Here is a 25,630-nt window from a genome sequence, read left to right on the forward strand (position 1 = left end):
AGTCAAATCGTATATTACGCTGCGCGGGACTGTCAGGCAAGCCGTTCGGATCCCGTCGAACCCTCATCCGGCTGCAGCAAATACCGTTGACATCAAATTCCAGTTTGCTGGAAAATAAATCCATCATGCAAGAACCAGTGACCACGCCTGCCGAAGACACCGGCATCAACGAGCGCATTGCCCGGCGCGTGCGCGACCTGCGCACCCTGCGAGGCTACACGCTCGATGCGCTAGCCGCGCGTTCCGGTGTCAGCCGCTCGATGATCTCGCTCATCGAACGCGCGTCGGCCAGCCCGACGGCGGTCGTGCTCGACAAGCTCGCGGCCGGACTCGGCGTGTCGCTGGCCGGACTGTTCGGCGGCGATCGCGACGACACGCCCGCACAGCCGCTCGCACGGCGCGCACAGCAGGCCGAATGGCGCGATCCGGCATCCGGTTATGTGCGGCGCAATCTCTCCCCGCCCGGCTGGCCGTCGCCGATCCAGCTCGTCGAGGTCGACTTCCCGCCCGGTGCACGCGTCGCGTACGACAGCGGCGGACGCGAAAGCGCGCTGCATCAGCAGGTGTGGGTCGTCAGCGGCCGTATCGACGTCACGTTCGGCGACGAGCTTCACGAACTTAACGAAGGCGACTGCCTGGCCATGCGGCTCGACCGGCCGCTGGTTTTCAGCAATCCGTCGCCGCATGCCGCGCGCTATGTCGTCGTGATCTGCGATGCGCCCGCCGCGGCCGGCGTGCGAAGCGCGTGATGCGCGCACCGTTTGCGCGATCCGTTCAAAACCCACAGGAGCTCCCATGAATTCCCCGAAACAGCGCGACGACGTGCGCCTGATCGATTGCAGCGAGATCGAGCATGCCGCGGCCATCCTCGAGATCCTGAACGACGCAATCGTGAATTCGACCGCGCTGTACGACTACCGGCCGCGTCCGCCGGAAGCGATGGTCACGTGGTTCGCAACGAAGCGTGCGGGCGGCTTTCCGGTCATCGGCGCGGTGGACGCGTCAGGCACGCTGCTCGGCTTCGCGAGCTGGGGCACGTTCCGTGCGTTTCCTGCGTTCAAGTACACGGTGGAACACAGCGTCTACGTGCATCCCGACCAGCGCGGCCGCGGGCTCGGCGAGTTGCTGTTGCGCGAAGTGGTGCGGCGCGCGCGCGAAGCGCAGGTGCATGTCCTGGTGGGTTGTATCGATGCGACCAATGCCGGGAGCATCGCACTCCATACGAAACTGGGATTCGTCCACTCGGGCACGGTCACGGAAGCGGGCTTCAAGTTCGGCCGCTGGCTCGACGCGGCGTTCTATCAATTGAAGCTCGAGACGCCGGCGCAGCCGGTGGATGGTTGAGCGCCTGCGCGGCGGCGCGCGACGCGACGCAGAAAAAAGAAAAGCCCCGCGAAGCGGGGCTCAAAATCAGCCGGGCACGCCGCCAGGCAGGTATCGGCTAAGGTTGCCTGGACGCATGCCCTCGTCCTTCGCGAAGCAAAAGACTTCTGACTGCCGACGACGGCACCTGCGCCAAACGGGCGATCGCAGCATAGCTTGCTCCGGGGTTATCGTTATCCAGTTGGCGAATCTCGGCGAGTTTCTCTGGTTTCAGTTTCCCATTCTCCGTATAAGCGCTCCGGTCCACATAATGCGCGTCCGGCCGATATGAGCGCCTCGTGTGGGCCGGCGGTTCCGCGCCGAGATAAACGACTTCAACAGGACGCGGAGCGACGGACGGCGCTTCAGACGACGGCGCAGAAGTTGCTGGCGCATAACCCATGGATTGATGGTGCTGCTGTCCGGCATACGCAAAAGGTCCCGTACTCAGCATTTCGTCAGGCCCCGGCAAAAACCGCCCACCGTCGACAGGAACGAGTCTTTCCATGTCAGCCGGGCCGGGTAACCGGCGGGACAGCCCGGATAGCGGACCCTGTGCCGATGGTCGGGTGCGTTGCGCCGCCGGGGCGGCCACCTCTGGCCCGTTCCCGGATTCGGATGCATACGAATGTGAGTTGGCAGGACCTCCCGGAATACGACCTGACTCCATGTTCAGCACCTCGTGTCAATGAAAGACGCAGTCTCACACCGCAACGCGATCCCGCCTTTTAAGGATGCGAAGATCTTGGCTGTCCGACGAATTCATCGATCACGACCCGACAAATCAGCCGGCATTGCCCCTCGCCATCCAGAACACACCCATCCCGCGACTCCGGAGTACGCGATCCATCGAGGACGTCGCTCTGAGCGTGCGTACCGGTATGGCGTGAATGGTGTCGCAGGAAGTGTGATCTGCGACGGTCGGCCGGCATTCTCCAAGGAAGCAGCGCGTCGTAGTCGTCGACAGTCTTTGCCAGCGGAAGTCGCTGGAACAGCCCGCTGCGACGCCCGACACAGAACGGGCGAATCGAATTTTCACAGGGGCTGTTCGATATGGGCCAGCTACCGTTTTCGACGTAGCGGAGCAGCTTTGGCCATGGCTCGCGCAGGTAGGTCAGCGCTTGGCCGAGCAGGCTTTTCGGTAGGACACCAGGCGACTGCTCGAGCATCAGCGCGTGGATGGCATCGAGTACACACCGCCCTCTTCTTCGGATTGGAACGTCTGGGAAAGTGACTCTGGGAAAAGCTTCGAACGTCGGATGATGTATTCCCACGCTCCGGAGGGTCGCCATGCGCTGCCGCGAACTCGCCGATACGGCCAACGAGCCGACTTAGGCGTGGTTACGCGTGTTTCTTGAGTGGCTCGGAGGCGACTCCGCACCACACCAGGCGCCTTTCCGACAAGAATGAAAACGGAGCAGAAAAAAGAAAAGCCCCGCCGAAGCGGGGCTTTTTCTCTTCCTACTTGGAGGCGCGAGCCGGAGTCGAACCGGCCTAAACGGCTTTGCAGGCCGCTGCATAACCGCTTTGCTATCGCGCCAAAAGCGGACTGTCCGGATGCCATGAAGGCAAGAGACAGATTTTTATTCGAGGACCGTAGGTCCATCAAATAAAAAGGGAAGCTTGGCTTCCCCATTACTTGGAGCGGGAGACGAGTCTCGAACTCGCGACCTCAACCTTGGCAAGGTTGCGCTCTACCAACTGAGCTACTCCCGCATTGTCCTGCATCTGCAGCGCTTTGCCGACCAACACGCTGCCAAAAAATCCTGGAGCGGGAGACGAGTCTCGAACTCGCGACCTCAACCTTGGCAAGGTTGCGCTCTACCAACTGAGCTACTCCCGCATTTGTCCTGCATCTGCAGCGCTTCGCCGATCAACACGCTGCCAGAAAAATCTGGAGCGGGAGACGAGTCTCGAACTCGCGACCTCAACCTTGGCAAGGTTGCGCTCTACCAACTGAGCTACTCCCGCGTATTGCTGCTACTGCTTCCCCGTCGCACTTACTTCGCCGTGCAGCGGAGAAGCGAGATTATGTCGAAGGCACATTCGTGTGTCAAGGGCTTTTCCTGCCCTTTTTCCAAAAACCTGCGCCGACGCGTACGTGGCACAGGTCACGCGCCGCCGCGCTCGCGAATCTGCGGCCACGCAAGCTTCATGTAGTACAGCATCGACCAGATCGTCAGCACCGCCGCGAGATACATCAGCCACTCGCCCCACACGCGCGTGTCGATCGTCACGACGCCGAGCGGCAGCGGTCCGTAGAACAGCAGCATCGGAATCGCGACCATCTGGCACGCGGTCTTGAACTTGCCGAGCTGGTTCACCGCGACACTCTTCGACGCGCCGATCTGCGCCATCCACTCGCGCAGCGCCGAAATCGCGATCTCGCGGCCGACGATCACGAGCGCGATCGCCGCGTCGACCCGCGAAATCTGCACGAGGATCAGCAGCGCGGCCGTCACCATCAGCTTGTCCGCCACCGGATCGAGAAATGCGCCGAACGACGACGTCTGGTTCCACTTGCGCGCGAGAAACCCGTCGAACCAGTCGGTCAGCGCGGCGAGGATGAAGATCGCCGCCGCCGCGAGATTGCGGTGCGCGCCGCCCATCACCGTGTCCGGCAGATAGAACACGCCGACGACGAGCGGAATCAGCACGATCCGCACCCACGTCAGGAAAATCGGGAAATTGAACGGCATGGCATCCGGGACAGTAAAGGATTCGCAATTGTGCCGTGTCGACCGGCCTGCCACAAGAACGCGAAAACGCGTGCCAGGCTGCCGGCCGCACGGGCGGCGTCAGTGAAGCTGCTTGTAGATCTGTTCGGCGAGCGCGTGCGAGATGCCCTCGACGCTCGCCAGTTCCTCGACGCTCGCGGCAACGACGCCGCGCAACCCGCCGAACCGCGCGAGCAGCCGCTGCCGGCGTTTCGCGCCGACGCCTTCGAGTTCCTCGAGCCGCGACGTCTGGCGCGCCTTCGCCCGCTTCGCGCGCATGCCGGTGATCGCGAAGCGGTGCGCCTCGTCGCGAATCTGTGCGACGAGCATCAGCGCGGCGCTTTCCTTGCCGAGTTCGAGCGCGGTACGGCCGTCCGCGAACACGAGCGTCTCGAGGCCGACCTTGCGCCCCTCGCCCTTCGCGACGCCGACCAGCATCGACGTGTCGAGGCCCAGCTCGGTGAACACCTGGCGCGCGATTTCGACCTGACCCTTGCCGCCGTCGATCAGCACGATGTTCGGCAGCAGGCTCGACGCCTCGGCCTGACGCGTCGACTCGCCATCGATGCCGGCCGCATCGTCAGCGGCGGCCGCCTGCGCGGCCTGCTCGACCATCTTCTCGTAGCGGCGCGTGAGCACCTGCCGCATCGCCGCGTAATCGTCGCCCGGCGTGATGCCCGTGATGTTGTAGCGGCGATACTCGCCCGACTGCATCTTGTGATGGTGATAGACGACGCACGACGCCTGCGTCGCCTCGCCCATCGTATGGCTGATGTCGAAGCATTCGATCCGCAGCGTCGCGAGATCGTCGCATTCGTAGCTGAGCGTCTCCGCAAGCGAGCGCGTGCGCGCCTGCTGCGAGCCCTGCTCGGACAGCAGCCGCGCGAGCGCAAGCTGCGCATTCTGCTCGGCCATCGACAGCCACGCGCGCCGCTGCCCCTGCGGCTGCCGCACCAGCGACACCTTGTGGCCGGCCTGCTCCGACAGCAGCTCGAGCAGGTCGCGGCTCGCGGGCGCATGGCTCACGACGAGCACGGGCGGCACGCGGTTGCCGAGATAGTGCTGCGCGATGAATGCGTCGAGCACCTCGGCCTCGATCGACGCCACCGCGTCGCTGCGTGCGCCGACCGTTTCTTCCGCGGGCTGGTCGGGCAGCACGCCGGCGGCCGCATCGGTCGCGTCGGTTGCCTCCGCCACCTCGCCTTCATCGCCGAGACCGCCCTCGGCGAGCGTCAGCGCGCTTTCGACGTGCGTCGGGAAATACGCCTTGTCGCCCAGATGCCGGCCGCCGCGCACCATCGCGAGGTTCACGCACACGCGCCCGCCCTGCGCGACGACGGCCAGGATGTCGACGTCGCTGTCGCCGCCGACCTCGATCGCCTGCTGGTGCAGCACCGTCGCGAGCGAACTCATCTGGTTGCGCACGGCCGCCGCCTGCTCGAATTTCAGCTCGGCCGCGAACGCGTGCATCTTCTGCTCGAGTTCGTTCATCACTTCGGATTGCCGGCCGAGCAGGAAACGCGCGGCGTTCGACACGTCGATCGCGTAGTCGTCCGTGGAGATCGCGCCGACGCACGGCGCCGTGCAACGCCCGATCTGGTGCAGCAGGCACGGCCGCGTGCGGTTGTTGAAGACCGAATCCTCGCAGGTGCGCAACTGGAACACGCGCTGCAGGATCTGGATGCTCTCGCGCACGGCCCACGCGCTCGGGAACGGGCCGAAATACTGGTTCTGCTTGTCGACCGAGCCGCGGTAGTAGGCCATCCGCGGAAAACGGTGCGCGGTGAGCTTCAGGTACGGATACGACTTGTCGTCGCGAAACAGGATGTTGTAGCGCGGCGCCAGCGCCTTGATCAGGTTGTTCTCGAGCAGCAGCGCCTCGGCCTCCGAGCGCGTGACGGTCGTCTCGATTCGCGCGATGCGCGTGACCATCATCGCGATGCGCGGCGACAGCTGCGTCTTCGTGAAATAGCTCGACACGCGCTTCTTCAGATCGCGCGCCTTGCCGACGTAGAGGACGGCACCCGCCGTGTCGTAATAGCGATAGACGCCCGGCATGTGCGGCAACTGCGCAAGGATCTTCTTCGGTTCGAACGGAGTATCGGAGGCTTCTGGGGATGTCATGCGTGATCCGGGCGCCTTGTAACGCGGAACGGGTCTATTAGAATCGCCAGTTTAGAGCATTCACCGGCCCGCTTCGATGCCACGCACCTCCGCTGCCCCCCTCTCCACCACGCCGCTCGCGCCGAACGAACCGATCGCCTGCGACCTCTTCTGCACGGTGATCGACAATTTCGGCGACATCGGCGTGTGCTGGCGTGTCGCGCGCCAGCTCGCGCACGAGCACGGCTGGCAGGTTCGCCTGTTCGTCGACGACCTGCGCACGTTCGCGCGCCTGCTGCCGGGGGTCGATCCCGACGCGGGGCGACAGACGGTCGATGCGATCGTGATCGAGCACTGGCATGCGGAAGTCGGCGACGCGCTGGAGATCGCCGATGTCGTGATCGAGGCGTTCGCGTGCGAGCTGCCCGGTGCGTATCTCGCGGCGATGGCGCGCCGGGAACGTCGCCCCGTGTGGATCAACCTCGAATACCTGAGCGCCGAGGACTGGGTCGCTGATTTCCATTTGCGGCCATCGCCGCATCCGCGCTACCCGCTGCTGAAGACGTTCTTCTTCCCGGGCCTGTCGGCCGGCACGGGCGGCGTGCCGAAGGAGCACGACCTCGACGCGCGGCGCACGGCCTTCGAAACCGACCCGGCCGCACGCGCCGCGTGGTGGCAGCGCGCGACCGGCGGCGCGCCGCCGGCACCCGGCACGACGGTCGTCAGCCTGTTCGCCTACGAGAATCCCGCCGTCGACGCACTACTCGCGCAGTGGCGCGACGGCCCGTCGCCGGTCGTCGCGCTGGTGCCGGCCGGCCGCGTGTCGCCCGCCGTCGCGCGCTTTTTCGGGGTCGATTCGTTCGGCGCGGGCGCGCATGCGCACAGCGGCAACCTGGTCGCACATGGCCTCGCATTCGTCCCCCAGGCCGACTACGATCCGCTGCTGTGGGTGGCGGACATCAATTTCGTGCGCGGCGAGGATTCGTTCGTCCGCGCACAGTGGGCGCGCAAGCCGTTCGTGTGGCACATCTATCCGCAGGCCGACGACGTGCACCTGCCGAAGCTCGACGCCGCGCTCGCGCACCTGTCGGCCGACCTCGCCGACGCGCCGCGCGCGGCGCTCGAGCGGTTCTGGCATGCATGGAACGGCGCCGGCACGCCCGACTGGGCCGATTTGCACCAGCACCGTGCCGCCCTGGACACCAACGCGGCCCGCTGGGCCGACACGCTCGCGGCCGTCGGCGATCTCGCCGGAAAGCTGGCGGAATACGCAAAATCTCAGTTAAAATAAGCGGTTATCCGACGGCTGACCAGGCAAGCGCTCGCTTTTGGCGTCCACCGGAACGCGCCGCTTGCGCCGTCAGCCGTTGCGCAACGCTCAGGCACCTATTTATTTGATTTGATCAGGACAGTTTTTATGAAGACCGCACAGGAACTCCGCGTAGGCAACGTCGTGCAGATCGGCAGCGATGCTTGGGTCATCGCCAAGGCGGAATACAACAAGTCGGGCCGTAATTCCGCCGTCGTCAAGATGAAGATGAAGAACCTGCTGACCAACGCAGGCCAGGAATCGGTCTACAAGGCAGACGACAAGTTCGACGTCGTCGTGCTCGACCGCAAGGAAGTGACGTATTCGTACTTCGCCGATCCGATGTACGTGTTCATGGACGCCGACTACAACCAGTACGAAGTCGAAGCCGAAATGATGGGCGAAGCGCTGAACTACCTCGAAGACGGCATGGCGTGCGAAGTCGTGTTCTACAACGAGAAGGCGATCTCGGTCGACCTGCCGACGGTCCTGGTTCGCGAGATCACCTACACGGAACCGGCCGTCAAGGGCGACACGTCGTCGGGCAAGGTGCTGAAGAACGCCAAGCTCGCAACGGGCTTCGAACTGCAAGTGCCGCTCTTCTGCAACACCGGCGACAAGATCGAAATCGATACGCGTACGAACGAATACCGCAGCCGCGCGTAATCGCCAGCGTTACACGCATCGAACAAAGCGCCCTTCGGGGCGCTTTTTGTTTGCCTGCCGCAAACAGCGACCGAAAACCAGTGCCATATGAAGCACAAAATCCACCGCTAAAGATATTCAATTTGTATCATCGGTAACTGTTTTATAGCGCCGGAGAAATAATGCGCGTTACGCGTTCGGTGGGGCATAAAATCAGTTTTTAATCTGACATGCGGCTGCGGCCCCGTTGGCCGACAGCCCGCCTCTTTTGACTCGACTCGCGTCCACCATGCCACACGCCCTGATTGTCGAAGACGATCCCAACAGTCTGTCCGGCCTCACCGCGCTGCTCGCTGCAGACGGCTTCTCGGTCGACACGGCCACGTCGCTCGCCGAAGCGCGCACGGCGCTCGGCCGCTCGATTCCCGATGTCGTCCTCGTCGACCTGAACCTGCCGGACGGCAGCGGGTTCGACCTGCTCCAGCACCTGCCGCAGCAGCAGCCGAACGGTTCGCTGCCCGTCATCGTGCTGACGGGTAACGCGACGGTCGAGAGCGCAATCGAGGGCCTGCGTCACGGTATCTGGGATTACCTGCTGAAGCCGATCAACATTCCGCGCCTGCGCAGCCTGCTCGCGCGGATTCCCCGCCCATACGAACTGATCGACGAAGTGCAGTCGCTGCGCGCCTCGCTGCGCCATCTCGGCCGCTTCGGCGCGCTGGTCGGCCGCAGCGACGCAATGCAGCACGTGTACGACATGATCGAGCACAACGCGCGCACCGAAACGGCCGTGCTGTTCTCGGGCGAAGCCGGCACCGGCAAGAAGCTGGCCGCGCGCACGCTGCACGAGCTGAGCCGGCGCCGCAAGGGGCCGTTCGTATCGTTCGACTGCCGCATGATCGCGCAGGCGGGCCGGCACGGCGCATCGCTCGACAGCGTGCTGTTCGGCCATGAGCGCGGCGCGTTCGACGGCGCCGAGCGACGCGAGTCGGGCCTGTTCGAACAGGCCGGCGGCGGCACGCTGTTCCTCGACGAGATCACGGCGCTGCCGCTCGTGCTGCAGGAAGCGCTGCTGCATGCGCTCGATTCGCAGAACTTCATGCGGATCGGCGGCACGAGCTCGATCACGAGCGATTTCCGGCTGATCGCGACCACACGCCGCCCGGCGCGCGACGCGGTCGCGAACGGCACGCTGCGCGAGGATCTGTGGTTGCGCCTCGATGCGGCGTCGATCACGATGCCGCCGCTGCGCGAGCGTGACGGCGACGCACTCGCGATCGCGGACGCGCAGATCGACGAACTGAACCGCGAAGCGCGCGCAACCGGCCGCAGCATCACCGACAAACGAGCGGCACCGGGCTTCGTGCGCGAATGCCTGTCCTACGAATGGCCCGGCAACGTGCGCGAGTTGCAGGAGCGCGTGCGCTTCGCGTACGACGCATCAGGCGACTTCATCGAGACGCTACGCGCGGGCGAGGCAAGCTTCTCCGCCAGCGCCGCGCTGAACGGCAGCAGCGTGCAGATCAAGGTCGGCACGCCGCTGTCCGACGTCGAGGATCTGCTGATCCGCGCGACGCTCGACGCGGTCGGTGGCACGCGCCACCGCGCGGCGACGCTGCTCGGCATTAGCCCGAAGACGCTGTACAACAAGCTGCAGCGGATGAAGGTGAACTGAGCGAACGGTGGTGAATACGGGCGCTGATCGGATTTGACCGTTAGTTGCGTCAAAAAACTCGCCGCACCGGCCTGCTCGATTCCCGCCACAGTCAGATTCGCACCTGCCGCAACCCGCAAAAAAGCCGCGCAACAGCGCGGCTTTTTGTTTCAGCGGCCGGAACGACGCACAGCGCGCCATCCCCTTCCCGCTTACGCCAGTGCGCTGCTCAATAGCGCCTGCGCGTGCAGATACTCGGGCTGCGCGATCAGCTTGTCCCACTTGAGCGCCTTGCCGCGCGCGCGCATCCGCTTGATGCGCCGAGCCGACTCGGTCGATGCGTGCGCTTTCAGTCCGTTCAGCACGACCTCGGCCGCATCCGGCTGATTGCAGACAAGCACCATGTCGCAACCGGCAGCGAGCGCGGCTTCGGCCGCCTGCGTGAGCGTGCCGCCTTCGCGGGCGGCCTCCATCGACAGGTCGTCGCTGAAGATCGCGCCCGTGAAGCCGAGCTGCCCGCGCAGGATGTCCTGCAGCCAGATGCGCGAGAAACCGGCCGGCCGCTTGTCGACCTGCGTGTAGATCACGTGCGCGGGAATCACCGCGGACAGCGACAAGCCAAGCCAGTCGTACGGCGCGACGTCCTGCTTGAGGATCGCGTCGAGCGTGCGATCGTCGGTCGGCAGCGCGACGTGCGAATCGGCTTCCGCGAAACCGTGCCCCGGGAAGTGCTTGCCGCAGTTCGCCATGCCGGCGAGCGACAGCCCGTGGTTCAGGCTCTTCGCGAGCAGCGTGACGACGCGCGGGTCGCGATGAAACGCGCGATCGCCGATCACTTTCGAGTGCCCGTAGTCGAGGTCGAGCACGGGCGTGAAGCTCATGTCGATCCCGCACGCACGCAGCTCGGCGGCCAGGATGTAACCGACGGCGGTCGCGACCTTCGTCGCGAGCAGCACGTCGCGATCCCACAGCTCGCCGAGGCGGCGCATCGCGGGCAACACCGTGAAGCCGTCGGTGCGGAACCGCTGCACGCGCCCGCCTTCGTGATCGACGGCGATCAGGATGTCTTCGCGCACCGCGCGGATCGAGTCGGTCAGTGCGGTCAGCTGCGCGCGATTCTGGAAGTGCCGCGCGAACAGGATCACGCCGCCGGTATTCGGATGCGCGAGGCGCCGCGCATCGTCGCGCGACAGGGCCGTGCCGACGACGTCGAGCATGACCGGGCCGGGAGTCGTTTTCATCGAATCGGGAATTCCGTCAGGAGGGGGTTCGGGAAACAGGTGCAGGTGCGGCGTCCGTCTCGGCGATCACGAACGACACCGCGTAATCGCGTTCGTCGCTGACCGTCACGCGTGCCGTGATGCCGCGCGCGGCGAGCCAGTCGGCCAGCTCGCCCGACGCGACCACGTACGGCTCGCCGCTCGGGTGGTTGAGGGTCTGCAGTGCACGCCACGTCATCGGCCAGTGCATGCCGAGCCCGATCGCCTTCGAGAACGCTTCCTTCGCGGAAAAGCGCGTCGCGAGAAACGCGATGCCGCGCGCCTCGGAGCGCGCGCGGCGCGCATGAAACACGCGCAGTTCGTCGGGGCCCAGCACCTTCTCGGCAAACCGGCCGCCCGTGCGTTCGAGCACGGCCGCGATGCGGCTCACCTGGGCGATGTCGGTACCGATGCCGTAGATCGCCATGTCAGTACGCGCCGGGGCATCCCAGCGGGGCCGGGTTGCGAACATCGCGCATGCGGAGGCACTTCATCTTCAGCGCGCACCGCCGTGCAACGCGGCAACGCGTGCGGCGACCATGATCGCCTTCATCTCGCGCACCGCGTTGTCCCAGCCCGCGAAGATCGCGTGCGCGACGATCGCATGGCCGATGTTCAGCTCGACGATGCCGTCGATCGCAGCAATCTGCTGCACGTTCGTGTAGTGCAGCCCGTGACCCGCGTTGACCTTCAGGCCGAGCTGCGCGCCGGCTTGCACGCCCGCGACGATGCGCTCGTATTCGCGCTGCTGCTCGGCTTCGTCGTGCGCCTCGGCATAACGACCCGTATGCAGTTCGATCACCGGCGCGCCCGCTTCATGCGCGGCACGGATCTGCGTCTCGTCCGGGTCGATGAACAGCGACACGCGCACGCCGACGTCGGCGAGCTGCTTGCACGCCGCGCGCACGGCCTCGAAGTGGCCCGCGACATCGAGGCCGCCTTCGGTCGTCAGTTCTTCACGCTTCTCGGGCACGAGACACGCATCGTGCGGCTGCACTTCGCACGCGATGTCGAGCATCTCGGCCGTCACCGCGCATTCGAGGTTCATGCGCGTCTTCAGCAGCGGGCGCAGCTTGCGCACGTCCGCGTCGACGATGTGGCGGCGATCCTCGCGCAGATGCAGCGTGATCGCGTCCGCACCGGCCTCTTCGGCGGCAAGCGCCGCACGGATCGGATCGGGATAGCTCGTGCCGCGCGCATTGCGCAGCGTCGCGACGTGGTCGATGTTCACGCCGAGGTCGATGGCGGTGGGCGTTGTCAGGAAGAAGCTCATAGGTTTTGCAGGTCGATCAGGATCTGACGCGTGGCAAGCGGCGTACCGCCGAGATAGGTGTTCAGCAGGAAGCGCATCAGCGTCTTGCTTTGCGCAACCGTCTGGGCTCGATGGTAATCGTCCTGCTCCATGTCGAGCAACGTCTGTCCGGTGATGACCGGCCAGTGCGACGGCACATCGTCGTCCGCATTGCGCACGCCGCGCTCGGGATCGAACACGTAGCGGCGGTCGGGCTCGACCGCACGGCGCGCGACCGTACGGTTCAGCGCCATCGCATAACCGGTCTCGCGCAGCAGCACGCGCTCGAACGAGCGCAGCACCTGCACTGCGGGCTCGCCGTGCGCGAGGCGCGTGAGGGTCAACACATAATGATTGAACAGCGGCGGCTGGGGATCCTCGCGCGCGCAGAATTTCACGAGCAGCTCGTTCGCGTAGAAGCCGCACAGCAAGCCGTCGCCGCCGAGCGGCAGCATGCCGCCGACCCACTCGGCGCCGGTCAGGGTGCGCACCTCGGATTTGCCCGACCAGGACAGCAGCAGCGGCTGGAAGGTCTGCAAGACGCCGCGCAGCGCGGAGTGCGGGCGCTTCGCGCCCTTCGCGACGAGCGCGAGCCGGCCATGATCGCGCGTCAGCACGTCGATGATCAGGCTCGTTTCCCGGTAGGGATAGCTGTGCAGCACGTACGCCGGCTGCTCGGCCACACGAAAATCGGACGTGCGAGACGTCGCACGCCGCGCCTTGCGCGGCGGTTCGGGCGGTGCCGGCAGCGGCGCGTCGTTCGCGCCGGCCGTCACCGCGTCTTCAGTCGACGTCAGCGCGTCATTCGTACCCATAGGCGCGCAGCCCCGCCTCGTTGTCGGCCCAGCCGCTTCTCACCTTCACGAAGGTCTCGAGGTACACGGGGCCGTCGAACAGCTTTTCCATGTCCATCCGCGCTTCGGTGCTGATCTGCTTGAGCTTCTCGCCCTTCTTGCCGATCACCATCGCCTTGTGCGAATCGCGCTCGACGAGGATCGTCGCGAAGATGCGCTTCAGGCGCCCTTCCTCCTCGAACTTGTCGATCACGACGGTGCTCGTGTACGGCAGTTCGTCGCCGGTCCAGCGGAACACCTTCTCGCGCAGGATCTCGGCCGCGAGGAAACGCGAGCTGCGGTCGGTCAGCTCGTCCTCGCCGTAGATCGGTGCGCCTTCCGGCAGGTACGGCTTGATCGTTTCCAGCAGGCGCTTGATGTCTTCCGGCCGCTGCGCCGACAGCGGCACGAGCTCGGCGAATTCACGCAGCGCGCTCATCTTCTGCATGAACGGATACAGCGTCGCCTTGTCGTTGACGCGGTCGATCTTGTTCGTGATCAGCAGCGTCGGCATGCCGGGCGGAATCAGGTCGAGCACCTTCTGGTCGTCGGGCCCGAAGCGGCCGGCCTCGATCACGAACAGGATCACGTCGACCGACGTCAGCGTCGACGTGACCGCGCGGTTCAGCGAACGATTCAGCGCGGTGCTGTGACGGGTCTGAAAACCCGGCGTGTCGACGAACACGAATTGCGCGTCGTCGAACGTATTGATGCCGGTGATGCGATGGCGGGTCGTCTGCGCCTTGCGCGACGTGATGCTGATCTTCTGGCCGACGAGTTCGTTCATCAACGTCGACTTGCCGACGTTCGGGCGGCCCACGATCGCGATCATGCCGCAACGGAAACCGGTAGGAGCGGGAGTGTTCATATCGTTTGGGAGACAGGTTCGGAAACGGCCGCGCGGTGCGCGGCACGATCGATGGGCAATTCAGTGGTCGGCATCGGCCACGCGCGCCTGCGTGGCGGCGAGGCTCGCGCCGCCCGGCGGCGTTTCGGAGTCGGGCGCCGCGGCATCGCGTGCGCGCGCTGTCGCGCGCGAAGCAGGGTCGGAACCGGTGGACGGCTTGTCGGCGGACGCAGATGCCGGATCGGCTGCATGGCCCGTCGGCTTGTCGGTTGCGCGCGGCGCGCCTTCCGCGGGTTTTTCCGCAGCCTTGTCGGGCCGGTCGGCCGGCTTGTCGGCAACCTTGTCGATCGCCGGCTTCGCCGCCCGTTCGCCCTTGTCTGCAGCCGTCTCGACATGCGCCGCGCGAATCGCGGCCATCGGCGCCGCGGCCGACTCCACGCCGGCTCCGGTCGCAGCGGCTGCCGCGGGCGCCGCACCGGCCGCCTTGGCCTCGCGCACCGCCGCACGTTCCTTCCGTTCGGGCGAGCGCAGGTCGAGCGCTTCCTGCACGCCCTTCACGCCCGGCACGATTTCGGGTTCGACATGCTTCGACCCGCGCGCATTCTTCGAGCGTTTCGGCTTCGCGGCCAGCATCGGCGCGGCCGCCATCACCTCGTCGAGTGCCTTCTTCGCCGCGGCCTGCTCGGCCGCACGCCGGCTCGCGCCGGAGCCCGATACCTTCACGTCGAGCTTCGGCACCGTGCATTCGACTTCGAATTGCTGGTTGTGCGCTGCACCATGCGTCGCGACGACCGTGTAGGTCGGCAATGCGATCTTGTGCCCCTGCAGGTACTCCTGCAGCAGCGTCTTCGCGTCCTTGCCGAGCGTGCGCGGATCGATGTGGTCGAGAATCGGGATATAGAGGCGCTTGATGACCCCTTGGGCGGCTTCGAAGCCGCCATCGAGGAACACGGCCCCGATGATGGCTTCGAACGCGTCCGCGAGGATCGACGGGCGGCGGAAGCCACCGCTGCGCAGTTCGCCCTCGCCCAGCCGCAGTCCGTCCGCGATATTCAGGGCCTGAGCGATTTCGTACAGCGACTGCTGTTTGACGAGATTGGCGCGTACGCGCGACAGGTCGCCTTCGTCCAGCTTGCTGAAACGCTGGAACAAAAGGGCGGCCACCGCGCAATTCAGAACGGAGTCGCCGAGAAACTCGAGCCGTTCGTTATGCGTGGCACTGTGACTGCGATGGGTCAAAGCCTGGCGCAACAATTCCGCATTGCGAAATTCGTAGCGCAGCCGGCTTTCCAACTGGGATAGGGGCATGTGCAGGAGTATAACGCGGGCGCCGGTCGGGCCGAAACGGCGCGGCCGGACGCGAAAAGGCGTGACGAGGCGGTGTTACCGCCGGTTCTTAAAGTAGTTCGGCAATACGCGACACGGCCCGTGCGTCGCGTATTGCGTGTGCATCGAATGCGATCAGTTGAAGGAACCGATGCGCTTCAGATCGCTGAAGTTCATCCAGATGAAGAACGCGCGACCGACGATGTTCTGGTCCGGCACGAAACCCCAGTAGCGGCTGTCCGCACTGTTGTCGCGGTTGTCGCCCATCATGAAGTAGTGACCGGGCGGCACCTTGCAGATCACGCCGCGGCTGTTGTACGTGCAGTTGTCGCGATACGGATAGTCGTATGCGCCCATCACGAACGGCGGCACGGCGGGGTTGTTGAGGATCGCGTTCTTCTTGTTGCCGATCGTTTCCTCGAACTGCTTCGCGTAGTTCTGACGCTCGTCATCAAAGAAGTCGGGCAGCGGCGTTTCGGGCACCGGCTGGCCGTTGATCGTCAGCTGCTTGTCCTGGTACGCGACCGTGTCGCCCGGCAGGCCGATCACGCGCTTGATGTAGTCGACCGACTCGTCCTTCGGATAGCGGAACACGACGACGTCGCCGCGCGACAGCGGGCTGCCCTGCGTGATCTTCGTGTTCGTGACCGGCAGGCGCAGCCCGTATTCGAACTTGTTGACGAGGATGAAGTCGCCGACGAGCAGCGTCGGCACCATCGAGCCCGACGGAATCTTGAACGGCTCGACGACGAACGAACGCACGACGAACACCGCCAGGATCACCGGGAAGAAGCTCGCCGTGTACTCGAGCCACCACGGCTGGCGCAGCTTCTCGTCACGCAGCTTCGAACGCGTCTGCACGGCGTTTTCGTCCGCGAAACGCTTGTCGATACGCGACTGCTGGCGATCGAACTCCTCCATCGCCGAGTCGGCCGCCTTGCGTCGCCGCGGCAGGAACACCAGTTTGTCCAGCACCCACGCTACGCCCGTCACGACGACGAGCACAAAAAGAATCAGCGCAAAATTCATAAAAGGAACAGTCCTGTTATTTGTCTTCGACGCGCAAGATCGCAAGGAACGCTTCCTGCGGGATCTCGACCGAACCCACCTGCTTCATGCGTTTCTTGCCGGCCTTCTGCTTTTCGAGCAGCTTTTTCTTACGCGAGATGTCGCCGCCGTAACACTTCGCCAGCACGTTCTTGCGCAGCGCCTTGATGTTCTCGCGGGCAATGATGTGCGCGCCGATCGTAGCCTGGATCGCCACGTCGTACATCTGGCGCGGAATGATCTCGCGCATCTTCGCCGCCACTTCGCGGCCGCGATACTGCGATTGCGACCGGTGGACGATCACCGACAGCGCGTCGACCTTGTCGCCGTTGATCAGCATGTCGACCTTCACGACGTCCGCCGAACGGTATTCCTTGAACTCGTAATCCATCGACGCATAGCCGCGCGACACCGACTTCAGGCGATCGAAGAAATCGAGCACGATCTCGGCCATCGGGATTTCGTAGGTCAGCTGCACCTGGCGGCCGTGATACTGCATGTTGATCTGTGAGCCGCGCTTCTGCTCGCACAACGTGATCACCGAGCCGACGTAGTCTTGCGGCATGTACAGGTTCACCGTGACGATCGGTTCGCGGATCTCCTCGATCTTCGGCGGCTCCGGCATCTTCGCCGGATTCTCGACCTTGACGATCGAGCCACCGTTCATCACGACCTCGTAGACAACCGTCGGTGCGGTCGTAATGAGGTCCATGTCGAATTCGCGTTCGAGGCGCTCCTGCACGATCTCCATATGCAGGAGACCCAGGAAGCCGCACCGGAACCCGAAGCCGAGCGCCTGCGACACTTCCGGCTCGTACTGCAGCGACGCATCGTTGAGCTTCAGCTTCTCGAGCGATTCGCGCAGTGCATCGTACTGGTTCGCTTCCACCGGATAGAGCCCGGCGAACACCTGCGGCTTCACTTCCTTGAAGCCCGGCAGCGCTTCGACCGCCGGCTTGGCCACATGCGTGACGGTATCGCCGACCTTCGCGGCCGTCAGTTCCTTGATGCCGGCGATGATGAAGCCCACCTGCCCGGCCGACAGCGAATCGAGATTGCGCGACTTCGGCGTGAACACGCCGACGTGCTCGACCGGATACTGCGCGCCGGTCGCCATCATCTTGATCTTGTCCTTCGGACGCAGCGTGCCGTTGACGATGCGCACCAGCATCACGACGCCGACGTAGTTGTCGAACCACGAATCGATGATCAGCGCCTGCAGCGGCGCGTCGGGATCACCCTTCGGCGGCGGCACCTTCGCGATCAGCGCTTCGAGCACGTCTTCGACGCCGAGGCCGGTCTTCGCGCTGCAGCGCGTCGCGTCGGTCGCGTCGATGCCGATCACATCCTCGATCTCCTCGATCGCGTTCTCGGGGTTCGCGGCCGGCAGGTCGATCTTGTTCAGCACGGGTACGACTTCGACGCCGAGCTCGATCGCCGTGTAGCAGTTCGCGACCGTCTGCGCCTCGACGCCCTGGCTCGCGTCGACGACCAGCAGCGCGCCTTCGCACGCGGACAGCGAACGGCTGACCTCGTACGAGAAGTCGACGTGCCCCGGCGTATCGATCAGGTTCAGGTTGTAGACCTTGCCGTCGCGCGCACGGTACGACAGCGCAGCGGTCTGCGCCTTGATCGTGATGCCGCGCTCACGCTCGATATCCATCGAGTCGAGCACTTGCGCTTCCATTTCACGGTCGGCGAGGCCACCGCAGACCTGGATGATGCGATCCGCGAGCGTCGACTTGCCATGGTCGATGTGCGCGATGATCGAGAAATTGCGAATATGATCCATTCAGTGCCGATCAAGCGAAAAAGGCGCGCTCGACGACTGCGGAGCACGCCTTGTGTAAGTCGGTGAAAAAACAGCTTATTTTAGCCGAAAAGGCCTTCGCCGGGCGGTATTTCGGACGCCGGGCCGCGCGGCGGCCCTGTCGGGGGCATTCGTCGGGCAAGGCCCCGGGGGAAACGACACTCGCGGCAGGTCTGGCTCAGCGCCGGGCCGCGAGCGCGTCGCGCACCTTCGTGTCGTCGAACCGGTGGCGGCACACTTCCGTGCCATCCAGCAGCAACACGGGCACGTCTTCATCGTAGCGCGCGACGAGCGCCGCATCGGCGTCGATGTCGACATAGTCGACCCTGACACCGAATTCGGCCGCCACCGGTGCCAGTGCGTCGCGCATGTCGTCGCACAGGTGGCACCAGCCGCGGCCGTAGAGCGTGAACATCGGCGCGTTACTTCTGGCGCGGCCGCACGGGCACGAACTGCGTGTTGTCGCCGCGCCGCACGAGCACCGCGACCGCCTTCTGCGGATCGAGCTGCGCGGTCACTTCGGCGAACTGCTTCGCACTCGTGATGTCGGTGTCGCCGACGCGCAGCACGATGTCGCCGCGCTGCAGCCCCGCACGGGCGGCCGGGCCGTCGACGCCGTCGACCTGCACGCCGTTCTTCAGCTTCAGCGACTTCATCTGATCCGCCGAAATGTCGCTGACCGTCAGACCGAGTGCATTGGCCTGGCGCGGCTTCTGCGGCGCGTTCTTGCGCTGCTCCGCCTTCGCCGTCGTCTCGGCCGGCGTCTCCGCGATCGTGATCGGCAGATCGCGCGCCTGACCCTTGCGCCATACGCTGACCGTCGCCTTCGCGCCGGGCTTCGTATCGCCGACCATGCGCGGCAGGTCCGACGCCGTGTCGACCGGCCGGCCGTTGAACTTCAGGATGATATCGCCCGGCTGGATGCCCGCCTTGTCGGCCGGGCCACCCGGCTCGACGCTGCTGACGAGCGCGCCCTCGGCCTTCGGCAGCCCGATCGAGTCGGCCACGTCCTTCGTCACCTCGCCGATCGCCACCGCGATCCGGCCGCGCGTGACCTTGCCCGTCGCCTTCAGCTGGTCGGCCACGCGCATCGCCTCGTCGATCGGAATCGCGAACGAGATACCCATGAAGCCGCCGGTCCGGCTGTAGATCTGCGAGTTGATGCCGATCACCTCGCCCTGCATGTTGATCAGCGGGCCGCCCGAGTTGCCGGGGTTCACGGCCACATCGGTCTGGATGAACGGCAGGTAATCGCCGGTGTTGCGGCTCTTCGAGCTGACGATGCCGGCCGTCACCGTGTTGTCGAGACCGAACGGCGAGCCGATCGCGACGACCCATTCGCCGACGCGCACCTTGTTCGAGTCGCCGATCGCGACGACCGGCAGGTTCGACGCCTGGATCTTGACGACCGCGACGTCCGTGCGATCGTCGACGCCGATCAGCTTTGCCTTGAATTCGCGCTTGTCGGTCAACGTCACATAGATGGTGTCCGCATCGTCGACGACGTGCGCATTGGTCATCACGTAACCGTCGGCCGATACGATGAAGCCCGAGCCGACGCCGCGATTCTGTTCGGTGTCGGGCGGATTGTCCGGCGCCGGCGCGTTCTTCGGGTTGCCGCTGCCATTGCCGCTACCGCTGCCGGGCGCCTGCGGCAGTGGAATGCCGAAGAAGCGCCGGAAGAATTCCGACATGTCGCCGTTGTCGAAGCCCGGCGGGAGCATCCCGCGCGGGCCGTTGCTCGTCGGCACGTTGGCGGTGGTCCGGATGTTCACGACGGCCGGCCCGACCTTTTCGACCAGATCGGCGAAATCGGGCAGGCTCGCGGCGGGAGGCGTCACCGCGACCGCGGTATGCGGCACGAGCGGCAGGCAGGCAGACAGCGCCGCCGCCGCGAGCCATTTGCGCAGCGTGAGTTTCATCATGTCGGAAGCCGTAGCGTTACTTGGAAGCCTTGTATTCTATGGCAGACGCGAACTGCTGCAACGTAGCCGGCGGCACTTCGCCGAGCACGGTGATCCAGTAGTCGCCGCGACGCTTCACGAGCACGTGCGTCGCACCGGTGCTGCCCGCGCCTTCCTTGCGCGTATTCTTTTCGGCCGGCTCGATGAACACCGAGATCGTCGCGAGACCGTCGGTGAAGACGGCTTGGTCGACCGGGATCGGCGGATCGCCCGCGTCACGCGCGGCCATCGGCCGGCGCACTTCGCGAATCTTCTGGAAGCCGGCGACGCTCGGCGCGAGCTGCCAGCCCTGCGCTTCCATGTCGACCGTCGCAACCGGCGGGCGCACGACCGTCCAGCCGCTCAGGTTGCGCATGCCGGCCGCGATCGCGGCCTTGTCGCCGCTTGCGCCGCCCGTCTGCAATTGCGAGAACGCAATCTGCTCGAGCACGTGATCGTTCGCATCGAGCGTCTGCGATCGCAGCAGCAGCCCGGTGCGCGCGTCGGCCCACAGCTTGTACGTAAAGCGGTATGCATCCTTCGGCACGAGCTCGACGACCTGCGCGTCGATCCCGGCCACGCGGTCCTTGCCGAGCGACTTCGCGTCGTAGACGGACATCACATGATCGCCGCTCGCGCCGAGCAACGCGGGGAACGAATCGCGCGTCTGACGGCGCTCGACCACGCACAGCTTGCGCTCCGGCACGAACGTGTACAGCTCGTCGTTATGCCGCAGCAGCTTGCGCGGCTTGCCGTCGAGCGTCTCGATCCGCTCGAATTCGCCGTCGCGGGACGCGACATGCGCGATGCGCGACGACTGGACATACCCGCCGCGCTGGTAGACGAACGTGCCTTCGTAGCTCTGCTGCTGTGCCGCCTGCTGGACACGGTCGAGCCAGTCCGCGGCGCCCTTGCGGGTCGCGACGGGATCGTCCGGTTGCTGGGCGCTGGCAGGGAGGGATTGAACGGACAACAGGGCGGCTGCACAAAGCAGGAGGGCCGGCAGCCGCTTCCATCCGGAGATGGCGTGATTCAACTGCAATGTCCGCATCGGGTTTATTGGCCTGGCGTGGTGGTCACGGCAGCGCGGATCAGCGGCATCGAACCCGTGACGACGGGCTGCTGCGCGAATTGCTGGTGCGCTTCAAGGTATTGGTCGAGACTGGCGTCGCGAATGATGTTGACGTCCTGCAGCCCCGGCTGGGCCGATGCCTGCGCAACCGTCACGCGCTGCAGGTCGCCGCCCTGCGGTGCACCGACCGATGCGACCTGGACAGCGCCCGGCGCGCCTGCCGTCTGCATTTGCGGGACGACGATCCACGTCAGCGTGGCTGCCGCGGCGGCTACCGCGAACGCGGGCACGACGCGCCGGCGCAGCGACAGCAGCCTGCGCGCGACCGGCGCGGCCGCCGGCGCGAGCAGGTGCGGCTCGCTTGCGAGTGCAGCCGACATGCGCGCGGTGAACGCGACGCTCAGCGCGGGCGACAGCGCAAGCTCGTCCGAGCGCAGCGCATCGCCGATCAGGTGGTAATCGGCCCACGCAGCGCGATCCGCGCCGTTGAGCTCAGCCAGAAACTGCCCGTGATCCGGGCCATCGAACATTTCGCCGTCGACCAGCGCGGAAAGGCGCTCGCCGCGCGAGCACGCTTGCGACTGCGTATTGACCGACCCCATGATGCTCCCCATCTTGCACACCCCGTCGTGACTTCACGACTCTATCCGTAACTAGACCCCGACCCGCGTCGATTCGCCTGTCGCGCTTACCAGCGCTTGCCTTCGGGCGTATCGAGCAGCGGACGCAATTTAGCAGCGATTGCCTCGCGTGCGCGGAAGATCCGCGACCGGACCGTCCCGATCGGACAGCCCATCATTTCCGCGATCTCTTCGTAGCTCAAGCCCTCGATCTCGCGCAGCGTGATTGCCTGGCGCAGTTCTTCGGGCAGGAGAGCCATTGCAGCGTTGACCGTCTCGGCAATCTGCTTGCTCATCAACATCGATTCAGGCGTGTTGATATCCCTTAGTTGGTCTGCGTCGGAGAAAGTTTCCGCTTCCTCCGCATCGGCCTCGGTCGAGGTCGGCGCCCGGCGGCCTTGCGTCGCAAGGTAGTTCTTCGCCGTGTTGACGGCAATCCGGTACAACCACGTATAGAACGCGGATTCGCCGCGAAATTGCGGCAGCGCACGATACGCCTTGATGAACGCGTCCTGGGCCACATCCTCGACCTCGGCGGGATCCCGCACGAGGCGCGAGATCAGCCGAATGATCTTGCGGTGGTATTTGGAGACCAGGAGTTCGAACGCTGCCTTGTCGCCCTTCTGTACGCGTTCGACCAGAGCCTGATCGATTTCTTTTTCACTCACCTGACAAATCCATTAACTAGGGATGCAACGCGGAGCGTCATTGTAACGTTCCCGCGCCGGACGCTGGTTACGGTACGTAACCGCGCCGCCGTCATGCCCGCCCCGCCGTCCTCGCCAGCACGGCAAGCGCGCTGAACGACGCGGCGTCGAGCGCATCGGCCGGAATCAGCAGCGGCCGGGCCCGCCGGGCGCCCTGCCCGACCGACAGCACCAGCAGCAGGCTGCTCCAGTGCGCATGGCCCGTCACGCGGCCGCGGGCGAGCAGCCGCCCGGTGCGACCAAACGCCGCAATTTCCCCGAATGCGTCGATCCGCAATTCGGCCGGCAGCCGACGGGCGCAGGCCCGCGCGGCACACACGGCCAGCAGCGCGGCCGTCGCGGCCGACACGCCTGCGCCTGCCGCAGCGCCCGCGCGCGGCGCCCAGAACAGGTAAGCCGACGCGGCAGCCGCCGCGACGAACGCGGCCAGCACGAGATACGACACGGCCGAGGCCCGCAACGCAAAGCGCTGCGGACGCCCGGCCGGAGCATCGAATGGACTCGTCAAGCGATTCTGCTTCAGACGCGCTTGAATACCAGCGTGCCGTTGGTACCGCCGAAGCCGAAGTTGTTCTTCACGGCGACGTCGATCTTCATGTCACGTGCGGTGTTCGCGCAGTAGTCGAGATCGCACTCGGGGTCCTGGTTGAAGATGTTGATGGTCGGCGGCGACACGTTGTTGTGCAGCGCCAGCACCGTGAACACCGATTCGAGGCCGCCCGCGCCGCCCAGCAGGTGGCCCGTCATCGACTTCGTCGAGTTCACGACGAGCTTGTACGCGTGCTCGCCGAAGGCCGCCTTCACCGCGTCGGACTCGTTCTTGTCGCCCAGCGGCGTCGACGTGCCGTGCGCGTTCAGGTAGTGGACCTCATCCGCGTTCACGCCGGCGTCGCGCAGCGCCGCGACCATGCAGCGGCGCGGGCCGTCCATGTTCGGCGCGGTCATGTGGTACGCGTCGCCTGTCATGCCGAAGCCCGAGACTTCCGCGTAGATCTTCGCACCGCGTGCCTTCGCCGACTCGTACTCTTCGAGCACCATCACGCCTGCGCCCTCGCCCAGCACGAAGCCGTCGCGGTCCTTGTCCCACGGACGGGACGCGGTAGCCGGATCGTCGTTGCGGGTCGACAGCGCGCGTGCTGCCGCGAAACCGCCGATGCCGAGCGGCGACACCGTCGATTCGGCGCCGCCCGCGACCATCACGTCGGCGTCGCCGGCCTGGATCAGGCGCGCCGCGAGGCCGATGCTGTGCAGGCCGGTCGTGCAGGCCGTCACGGCTGCGAGGTTCGGGCCCTTCAGGCCGAACATGATGCTCAGGTGGCCCGAGATCATGTTGATGATCGAACCCGGCACGAAGAACGGCGAAATCCGGCGCGCGCCGCGATCGACGTAGGTCTGGTGCGTATCTTCGATCATCGGCAGGCCGCCGATGCCGGAACCGACCAGCACGCCGATGCGTTCGGCATTGGCTTCGTTCACTTCCAGCCCGCTGTCCTTGATTGCTTGGACGCCGGCGGCGATGCCGTAATGGATGAACGTATCCATGCTGCGGGCTTCCTTCGCCGGGATGTACTCCTCGGCGTTGAACCCCTTCACCTCGCCCGCGAAATGCACGGCGAGGTTCGACGGATCGAACTTCATGACGGTGGCGATACCGGACTTGCCGGCGACGAGATTGGCCCAGCCGTCGGCAACACTATTGCCAACAGGCGAAATAAGCCCCAGGCCTGTAACGACAACACGACGGCGGCTCACGGTAACCTCTTTTCCATTATTGGATGACAAAAACAAAAGCCACAGTGGCCACAGGAACCAGCCCTGCGAGCCCTGTGGCTGTTAGTCCGTCCGGCGCGAAGCCGGCAGGATGGCGCGTCAATCGCGAAGATCGCGGCGACGTGGCGAACAAGCGCGAAGGCGCTTACGCCTTGACGTTTGCGCGAGCGTAGTCGATCGCTTGCTGAACGGTCGTGATCTTCTCTGCTTCTTCGTCCGGGATTTCCATGCCGAACTCGTCTTCGAGAGCCATCACCAGTTCGACCGTGTCGAGCGAGTCGGCACCCAGATCGTTCACGAACGAAGCTTCGTTCTTGATCTCGGCTTCCGCGACGCCCAGTTGTTCAGCGACGATCTTCTTGACACGTTGTTCGATGTTGTCCATTACCCCTCCGAGGGAAAGTTCAGATTTACAAGTGCGCGCATTTTATCAGGTTTGCTGACGCCAAAACGCGCGTTGGCTTGATGGTCGATCAAGCGCCGATCCGCCTGAAAAACGGGATACGGCGCGGATGGTAAACGAAAATCGTTACGACATGTACATGCCGCCGTTCACGTGCAGCGTCGTGCCGGTGATATAACCGGCTTGCGGCGAGGCGAGGAACGTGACGGCATGGGCGATGTCTTCCGGGCTGCCGAGGCGGCCGAGCGGAATCTGGGTCTTGAGCGCGGCCTGCTGTTCTTCCGGCAGCGTCTTCGTCATGTCGGTGTCGATGAAGCCCGGCGCGACGCAGTTCACGGTGATGCCGCGGCTGCCGATCTCGCGCGCGAGCGCGCGGGTCATGCCTGCGACGCCGGCCTTCGCCGCCGCGTAGTTGACCTGCCCCGGGTTGCCGGCCGAGCCGACCACCGACGTGATGTTGATGATGCGGCCGCCGCGCGCCTTCATCATCGGGCGCAGCACCGCGCGCGACAGGCGGAACACCGACTTCAGGTTGGTGTCGATCACCGCGTCCCAGTCCTCGTCCTTCATCCGCATCGCGAGCTGGTCCTGCGTGATGCCCGCGTTGTTGACGAGCACGTTCAGCGCGCCGAATTCCTTCACGGTCGCATCGATCAGCGCCTCGGCGGCTGCCGCGTCGTTCACGTTCAGCACCGCGCCACGGCCCGTGACGCCCGCTTCCGCGAACGCCGCGGTGATCGCGGCGGCACCCGATTCGCTCGTTGCCGTGCCGATCACCGTCGCGCCCTGGCGCGCGAGTTCGAGCGCGATCGACCGGCCGATGCCGCGCGACGCGCCGGTTACGATCGCAACCTGTTTATCGAGAGTCTTTTCCATGAATCGAATATCCGTCTCTTGAGTAAAGGTGCCGCG

Annotated in this window: 24 protein-coding genes, 4 tRNA genes and 1 pseudogene; 5 read left to right on the forward strand and 24 right to left on the reverse strand. The window is 65.2% G+C overall.

The window, feature by feature from the left end:
• The first annotated feature begins 125 nt into the window (after window positions 1-125).
• Together ACTRWB_RS12310 and ACTRWB_RS12315 are read left to right on the forward strand one after the other, a co-directional pair.
• Complete coding sequence (locus ACTRWB_RS12310; RefSeq protein ID WP_446902082.1) at window positions 126-749, forward strand: helix-turn-helix domain-containing protein; 624 nt, start codon at window positions 126-128, stop codon at window positions 747-749.
• A gap of 46 nt (window positions 750-795) precedes the next feature.
• A complete protein-coding gene (locus ACTRWB_RS12315; protein ID WP_446902083.1) occupies window positions 796-1,344 on the forward strand; it encodes an N-acetyltransferase family protein in 549 nt (182 codons plus the stop codon).
• Between the two features lie 932 nt (window positions 1,345-2,276).
• Here ACTRWB_RS12315 and ACTRWB_RS12320 read toward each other — a convergent pair.
• From ACTRWB_RS12320 to uvrC, 7 genes and pseudogenes are all read right to left on the reverse strand, one after another.
• Window positions 2,277-2,555 (reverse strand): annotated as a pseudogene (locus ACTRWB_RS12320) (IS66 family transposase); the annotation flags it as partial.
• A gap of 273 nt (window positions 2,556-2,828) precedes the next feature.
• Window positions 2,829-2,902 (reverse strand) — tRNA-Cys (locus ACTRWB_RS12325).
• A 100-nt stretch (window positions 2,903-3,002) separates the two neighbouring features.
• Window positions 3,003-3,078: transfer RNA gene (locus ACTRWB_RS12330), tRNA-Gly, on the reverse strand.
• A gap of 51 nt (window positions 3,079-3,129) precedes the next feature.
• Window positions 3,130-3,205: transfer RNA gene (locus tag ACTRWB_RS12335), tRNA-Gly, on the reverse strand.
• A gap of 52 nt (window positions 3,206-3,257) precedes the next feature.
• Window positions 3,258-3,333, reverse strand: a tRNA-Gly gene (locus ACTRWB_RS12340).
• Between the two features lie 140 nt (window positions 3,334-3,473).
• Window positions 3,474-4,061 (reverse strand): CDP-diacylglycerol--glycerol-3-phosphate 3-phosphatidyltransferase, encoded by a 588-nt coding sequence (gene pgsA / locus ACTRWB_RS12345; RefSeq protein WP_011544951.1) that lies wholly within the window; start codon window positions 4,059-4,061, stop codon window positions 3,474-3,476.
• Between the two features lie 99 nt (window positions 4,062-4,160).
• A complete protein-coding gene (gene uvrC / locus ACTRWB_RS12350; RefSeq protein WP_446902084.1) occupies window positions 4,161-6,203 on the reverse strand; it encodes an excinuclease ABC subunit UvrC in 2,043 nt (680 codons plus the stop codon).
• A gap of 76 nt (window positions 6,204-6,279) precedes the next feature.
• Here uvrC and earP point away from each other — a divergent pair, with 76 nt between their 5' ends.
• The 3 genes from earP (at window position 6,280) to ACTRWB_RS12365 (ending at window position 9,811) form a co-directional block, all read left to right on the forward strand.
• Window positions 6,280-7,473 (forward strand): elongation factor P maturation arginine rhamnosyltransferase EarP, encoded by a 1,194-nt coding sequence (earP, locus tag ACTRWB_RS12355; protein WP_446902085.1) that lies wholly within the window; start codon window positions 6,280-6,282, stop codon window positions 7,471-7,473.
• Between the two features lie 126 nt (window positions 7,474-7,599).
• On the forward strand, window positions 7,600-8,157 hold the full coding sequence (gene efp, locus ACTRWB_RS12360; RefSeq protein ID WP_047900193.1) for an elongation factor P: 558 nt from the start codon (window positions 7,600-7,602) through the stop codon (window positions 8,155-8,157).
• A gap of 268 nt (window positions 8,158-8,425) precedes the next feature.
• A complete protein-coding gene (locus tag ACTRWB_RS12365) occupies window positions 8,426-9,811 on the forward strand; it encodes a sigma-54-dependent transcriptional regulator (protein ID WP_446902086.1) in 1,386 nt (461 codons plus the stop codon).
• A 191-nt stretch (window positions 9,812-10,002) separates the two neighbouring features.
• Here the strand turns inward: ACTRWB_RS12365 and nagZ are convergent, their stop codons facing one another.
• From nagZ to fabG, 17 genes are all read right to left on the reverse strand, one after another.
• Complete coding sequence (gene nagZ, locus ACTRWB_RS12370) at window positions 10,003-11,031, reverse strand: beta-N-acetylhexosaminidase (protein WP_446902087.1); 1,029 nt, start codon at window positions 11,029-11,031, stop codon at window positions 10,003-10,005.
• Between the two features lie 16 nt (window positions 11,032-11,047).
• On the reverse strand, window positions 11,048-11,476 hold the full coding sequence (gene acpS / locus ACTRWB_RS12375; RefSeq protein ID WP_048249532.1) for a holo-ACP synthase: 429 nt from the start codon (window positions 11,474-11,476) through the stop codon (window positions 11,048-11,050).
• A 69-nt stretch (window positions 11,477-11,545) separates the two neighbouring features.
• Window positions 11,546-12,322, reverse strand: coding sequence for a pyridoxine 5'-phosphate synthase (gene pdxJ / locus ACTRWB_RS12380; RefSeq protein WP_129514071.1), 777 nt, complete (start codon window positions 12,320-12,322; stop codon window positions 11,546-11,548).
• A complete protein-coding gene (gene recO, locus ACTRWB_RS12385; protein WP_048249535.1) occupies window positions 12,319-13,155 on the reverse strand; it encodes a DNA repair protein RecO in 837 nt (278 codons plus the stop codon). Before recO ends, pdxJ begins: the two co-directional genes overlap by 4 nt.
• Window positions 13,142-14,041 (reverse strand): GTPase Era, encoded by a 900-nt coding sequence (era, locus tag ACTRWB_RS12390; protein ID WP_129514070.1) that lies wholly within the window; start codon window positions 14,039-14,041, stop codon window positions 13,142-13,144. Before era ends, recO begins: the two co-directional genes overlap by 14 nt.
• Before the next feature lie 60 nt (window positions 14,042-14,101).
• Window positions 14,102-15,328, reverse strand: coding sequence for a ribonuclease III (rnc, locus tag ACTRWB_RS12395; protein WP_446902088.1), 1,227 nt, complete (start codon window positions 15,326-15,328; stop codon window positions 14,102-14,104).
• A gap of 153 nt (window positions 15,329-15,481) precedes the next feature.
• Window positions 15,482-16,375 (reverse strand): signal peptidase I, encoded by an 894-nt coding sequence (gene lepB, locus ACTRWB_RS12400; RefSeq protein ID WP_419686705.1) that lies wholly within the window; start codon window positions 16,373-16,375, stop codon window positions 15,482-15,484.
• 16 nt (window positions 16,376-16,391) lie between these two features.
• Window positions 16,392-18,185, reverse strand: coding sequence for a translation elongation factor 4 (gene lepA / locus ACTRWB_RS12405; protein ID WP_446902089.1), 1,794 nt, complete (start codon window positions 18,183-18,185; stop codon window positions 16,392-16,394).
• 196 nt (window positions 18,186-18,381) lie between these two features.
• Complete coding sequence (locus tag ACTRWB_RS12410; RefSeq protein ID WP_193097916.1) at window positions 18,382-18,618, reverse strand: glutaredoxin family protein; 237 nt, start codon at window positions 18,616-18,618, stop codon at window positions 18,382-18,384.
• Between the two features lie 7 nt (window positions 18,619-18,625).
• The gene (locus ACTRWB_RS12415; protein WP_446902090.1) at window positions 18,626-20,128 is read right to left on the reverse strand and encodes a DegQ family serine endoprotease; all 1,503 of its coding nucleotides are present in this window, start codon (window positions 20,126-20,128) and stop codon (window positions 18,626-18,628) included.
• A gap of 16 nt (window positions 20,129-20,144) precedes the next feature.
• Window positions 20,145-21,197, reverse strand: coding sequence for a MucB/RseB C-terminal domain-containing protein (locus tag ACTRWB_RS12420; protein ID WP_174381896.1), 1,053 nt, complete (start codon window positions 21,195-21,197; stop codon window positions 20,145-20,147).
• A gap of 5 nt (window positions 21,198-21,202) precedes the next feature.
• Window positions 21,203-21,820 (reverse strand): sigma-E factor negative regulatory protein, encoded by a 618-nt coding sequence (locus ACTRWB_RS12425; RefSeq protein WP_446902091.1) that lies wholly within the window; start codon window positions 21,818-21,820, stop codon window positions 21,203-21,205.
• An 86-nt stretch (window positions 21,821-21,906) separates the two neighbouring features.
• Entirely contained in the window at window positions 21,907-22,506 is a 600-nt protein-coding gene (rpoE, locus tag ACTRWB_RS12430) for an RNA polymerase sigma factor RpoE (protein ID WP_006490873.1), read from the reverse strand.
• 91 nt (window positions 22,507-22,597) lie between these two features.
• The gene (locus ACTRWB_RS12435) at window positions 22,598-23,053 is read right to left on the reverse strand and encodes a hypothetical protein (RefSeq protein ID WP_129514064.1); all 456 of its coding nucleotides are present in this window, start codon (window positions 23,051-23,053) and stop codon (window positions 22,598-22,600) included.
• 11 nt (window positions 23,054-23,064) lie between these two features.
• Window positions 23,065-24,297: a beta-ketoacyl-ACP synthase II gene (gene fabF, locus ACTRWB_RS12440; RefSeq protein ID WP_446902092.1), complete on the reverse strand. Its 1,233-nt coding sequence runs from the start codon at window positions 24,295-24,297 to the stop codon at window positions 23,065-23,067.
• A gap of 163 nt (window positions 24,298-24,460) precedes the next feature.
• Entirely contained in the window at window positions 24,461-24,700 is a 240-nt protein-coding gene (acpP, locus tag ACTRWB_RS12445) for an acyl carrier protein (protein ID WP_004197638.1), read from the reverse strand.
• Between the two features lie 144 nt (window positions 24,701-24,844).
• On the reverse strand, window positions 24,845-25,594 hold the full coding sequence (fabG, locus tag ACTRWB_RS12450) for a 3-oxoacyl-ACP reductase FabG (RefSeq protein ID WP_129514062.1): 750 nt from the start codon (window positions 25,592-25,594) through the stop codon (window positions 24,845-24,847).
• Between the last annotated feature and the right edge of the window lie 36 nt (window positions 25,595-25,630).

Source organism: Burkholderia sp. YIM B11467 (assembly GCF_052952715.1).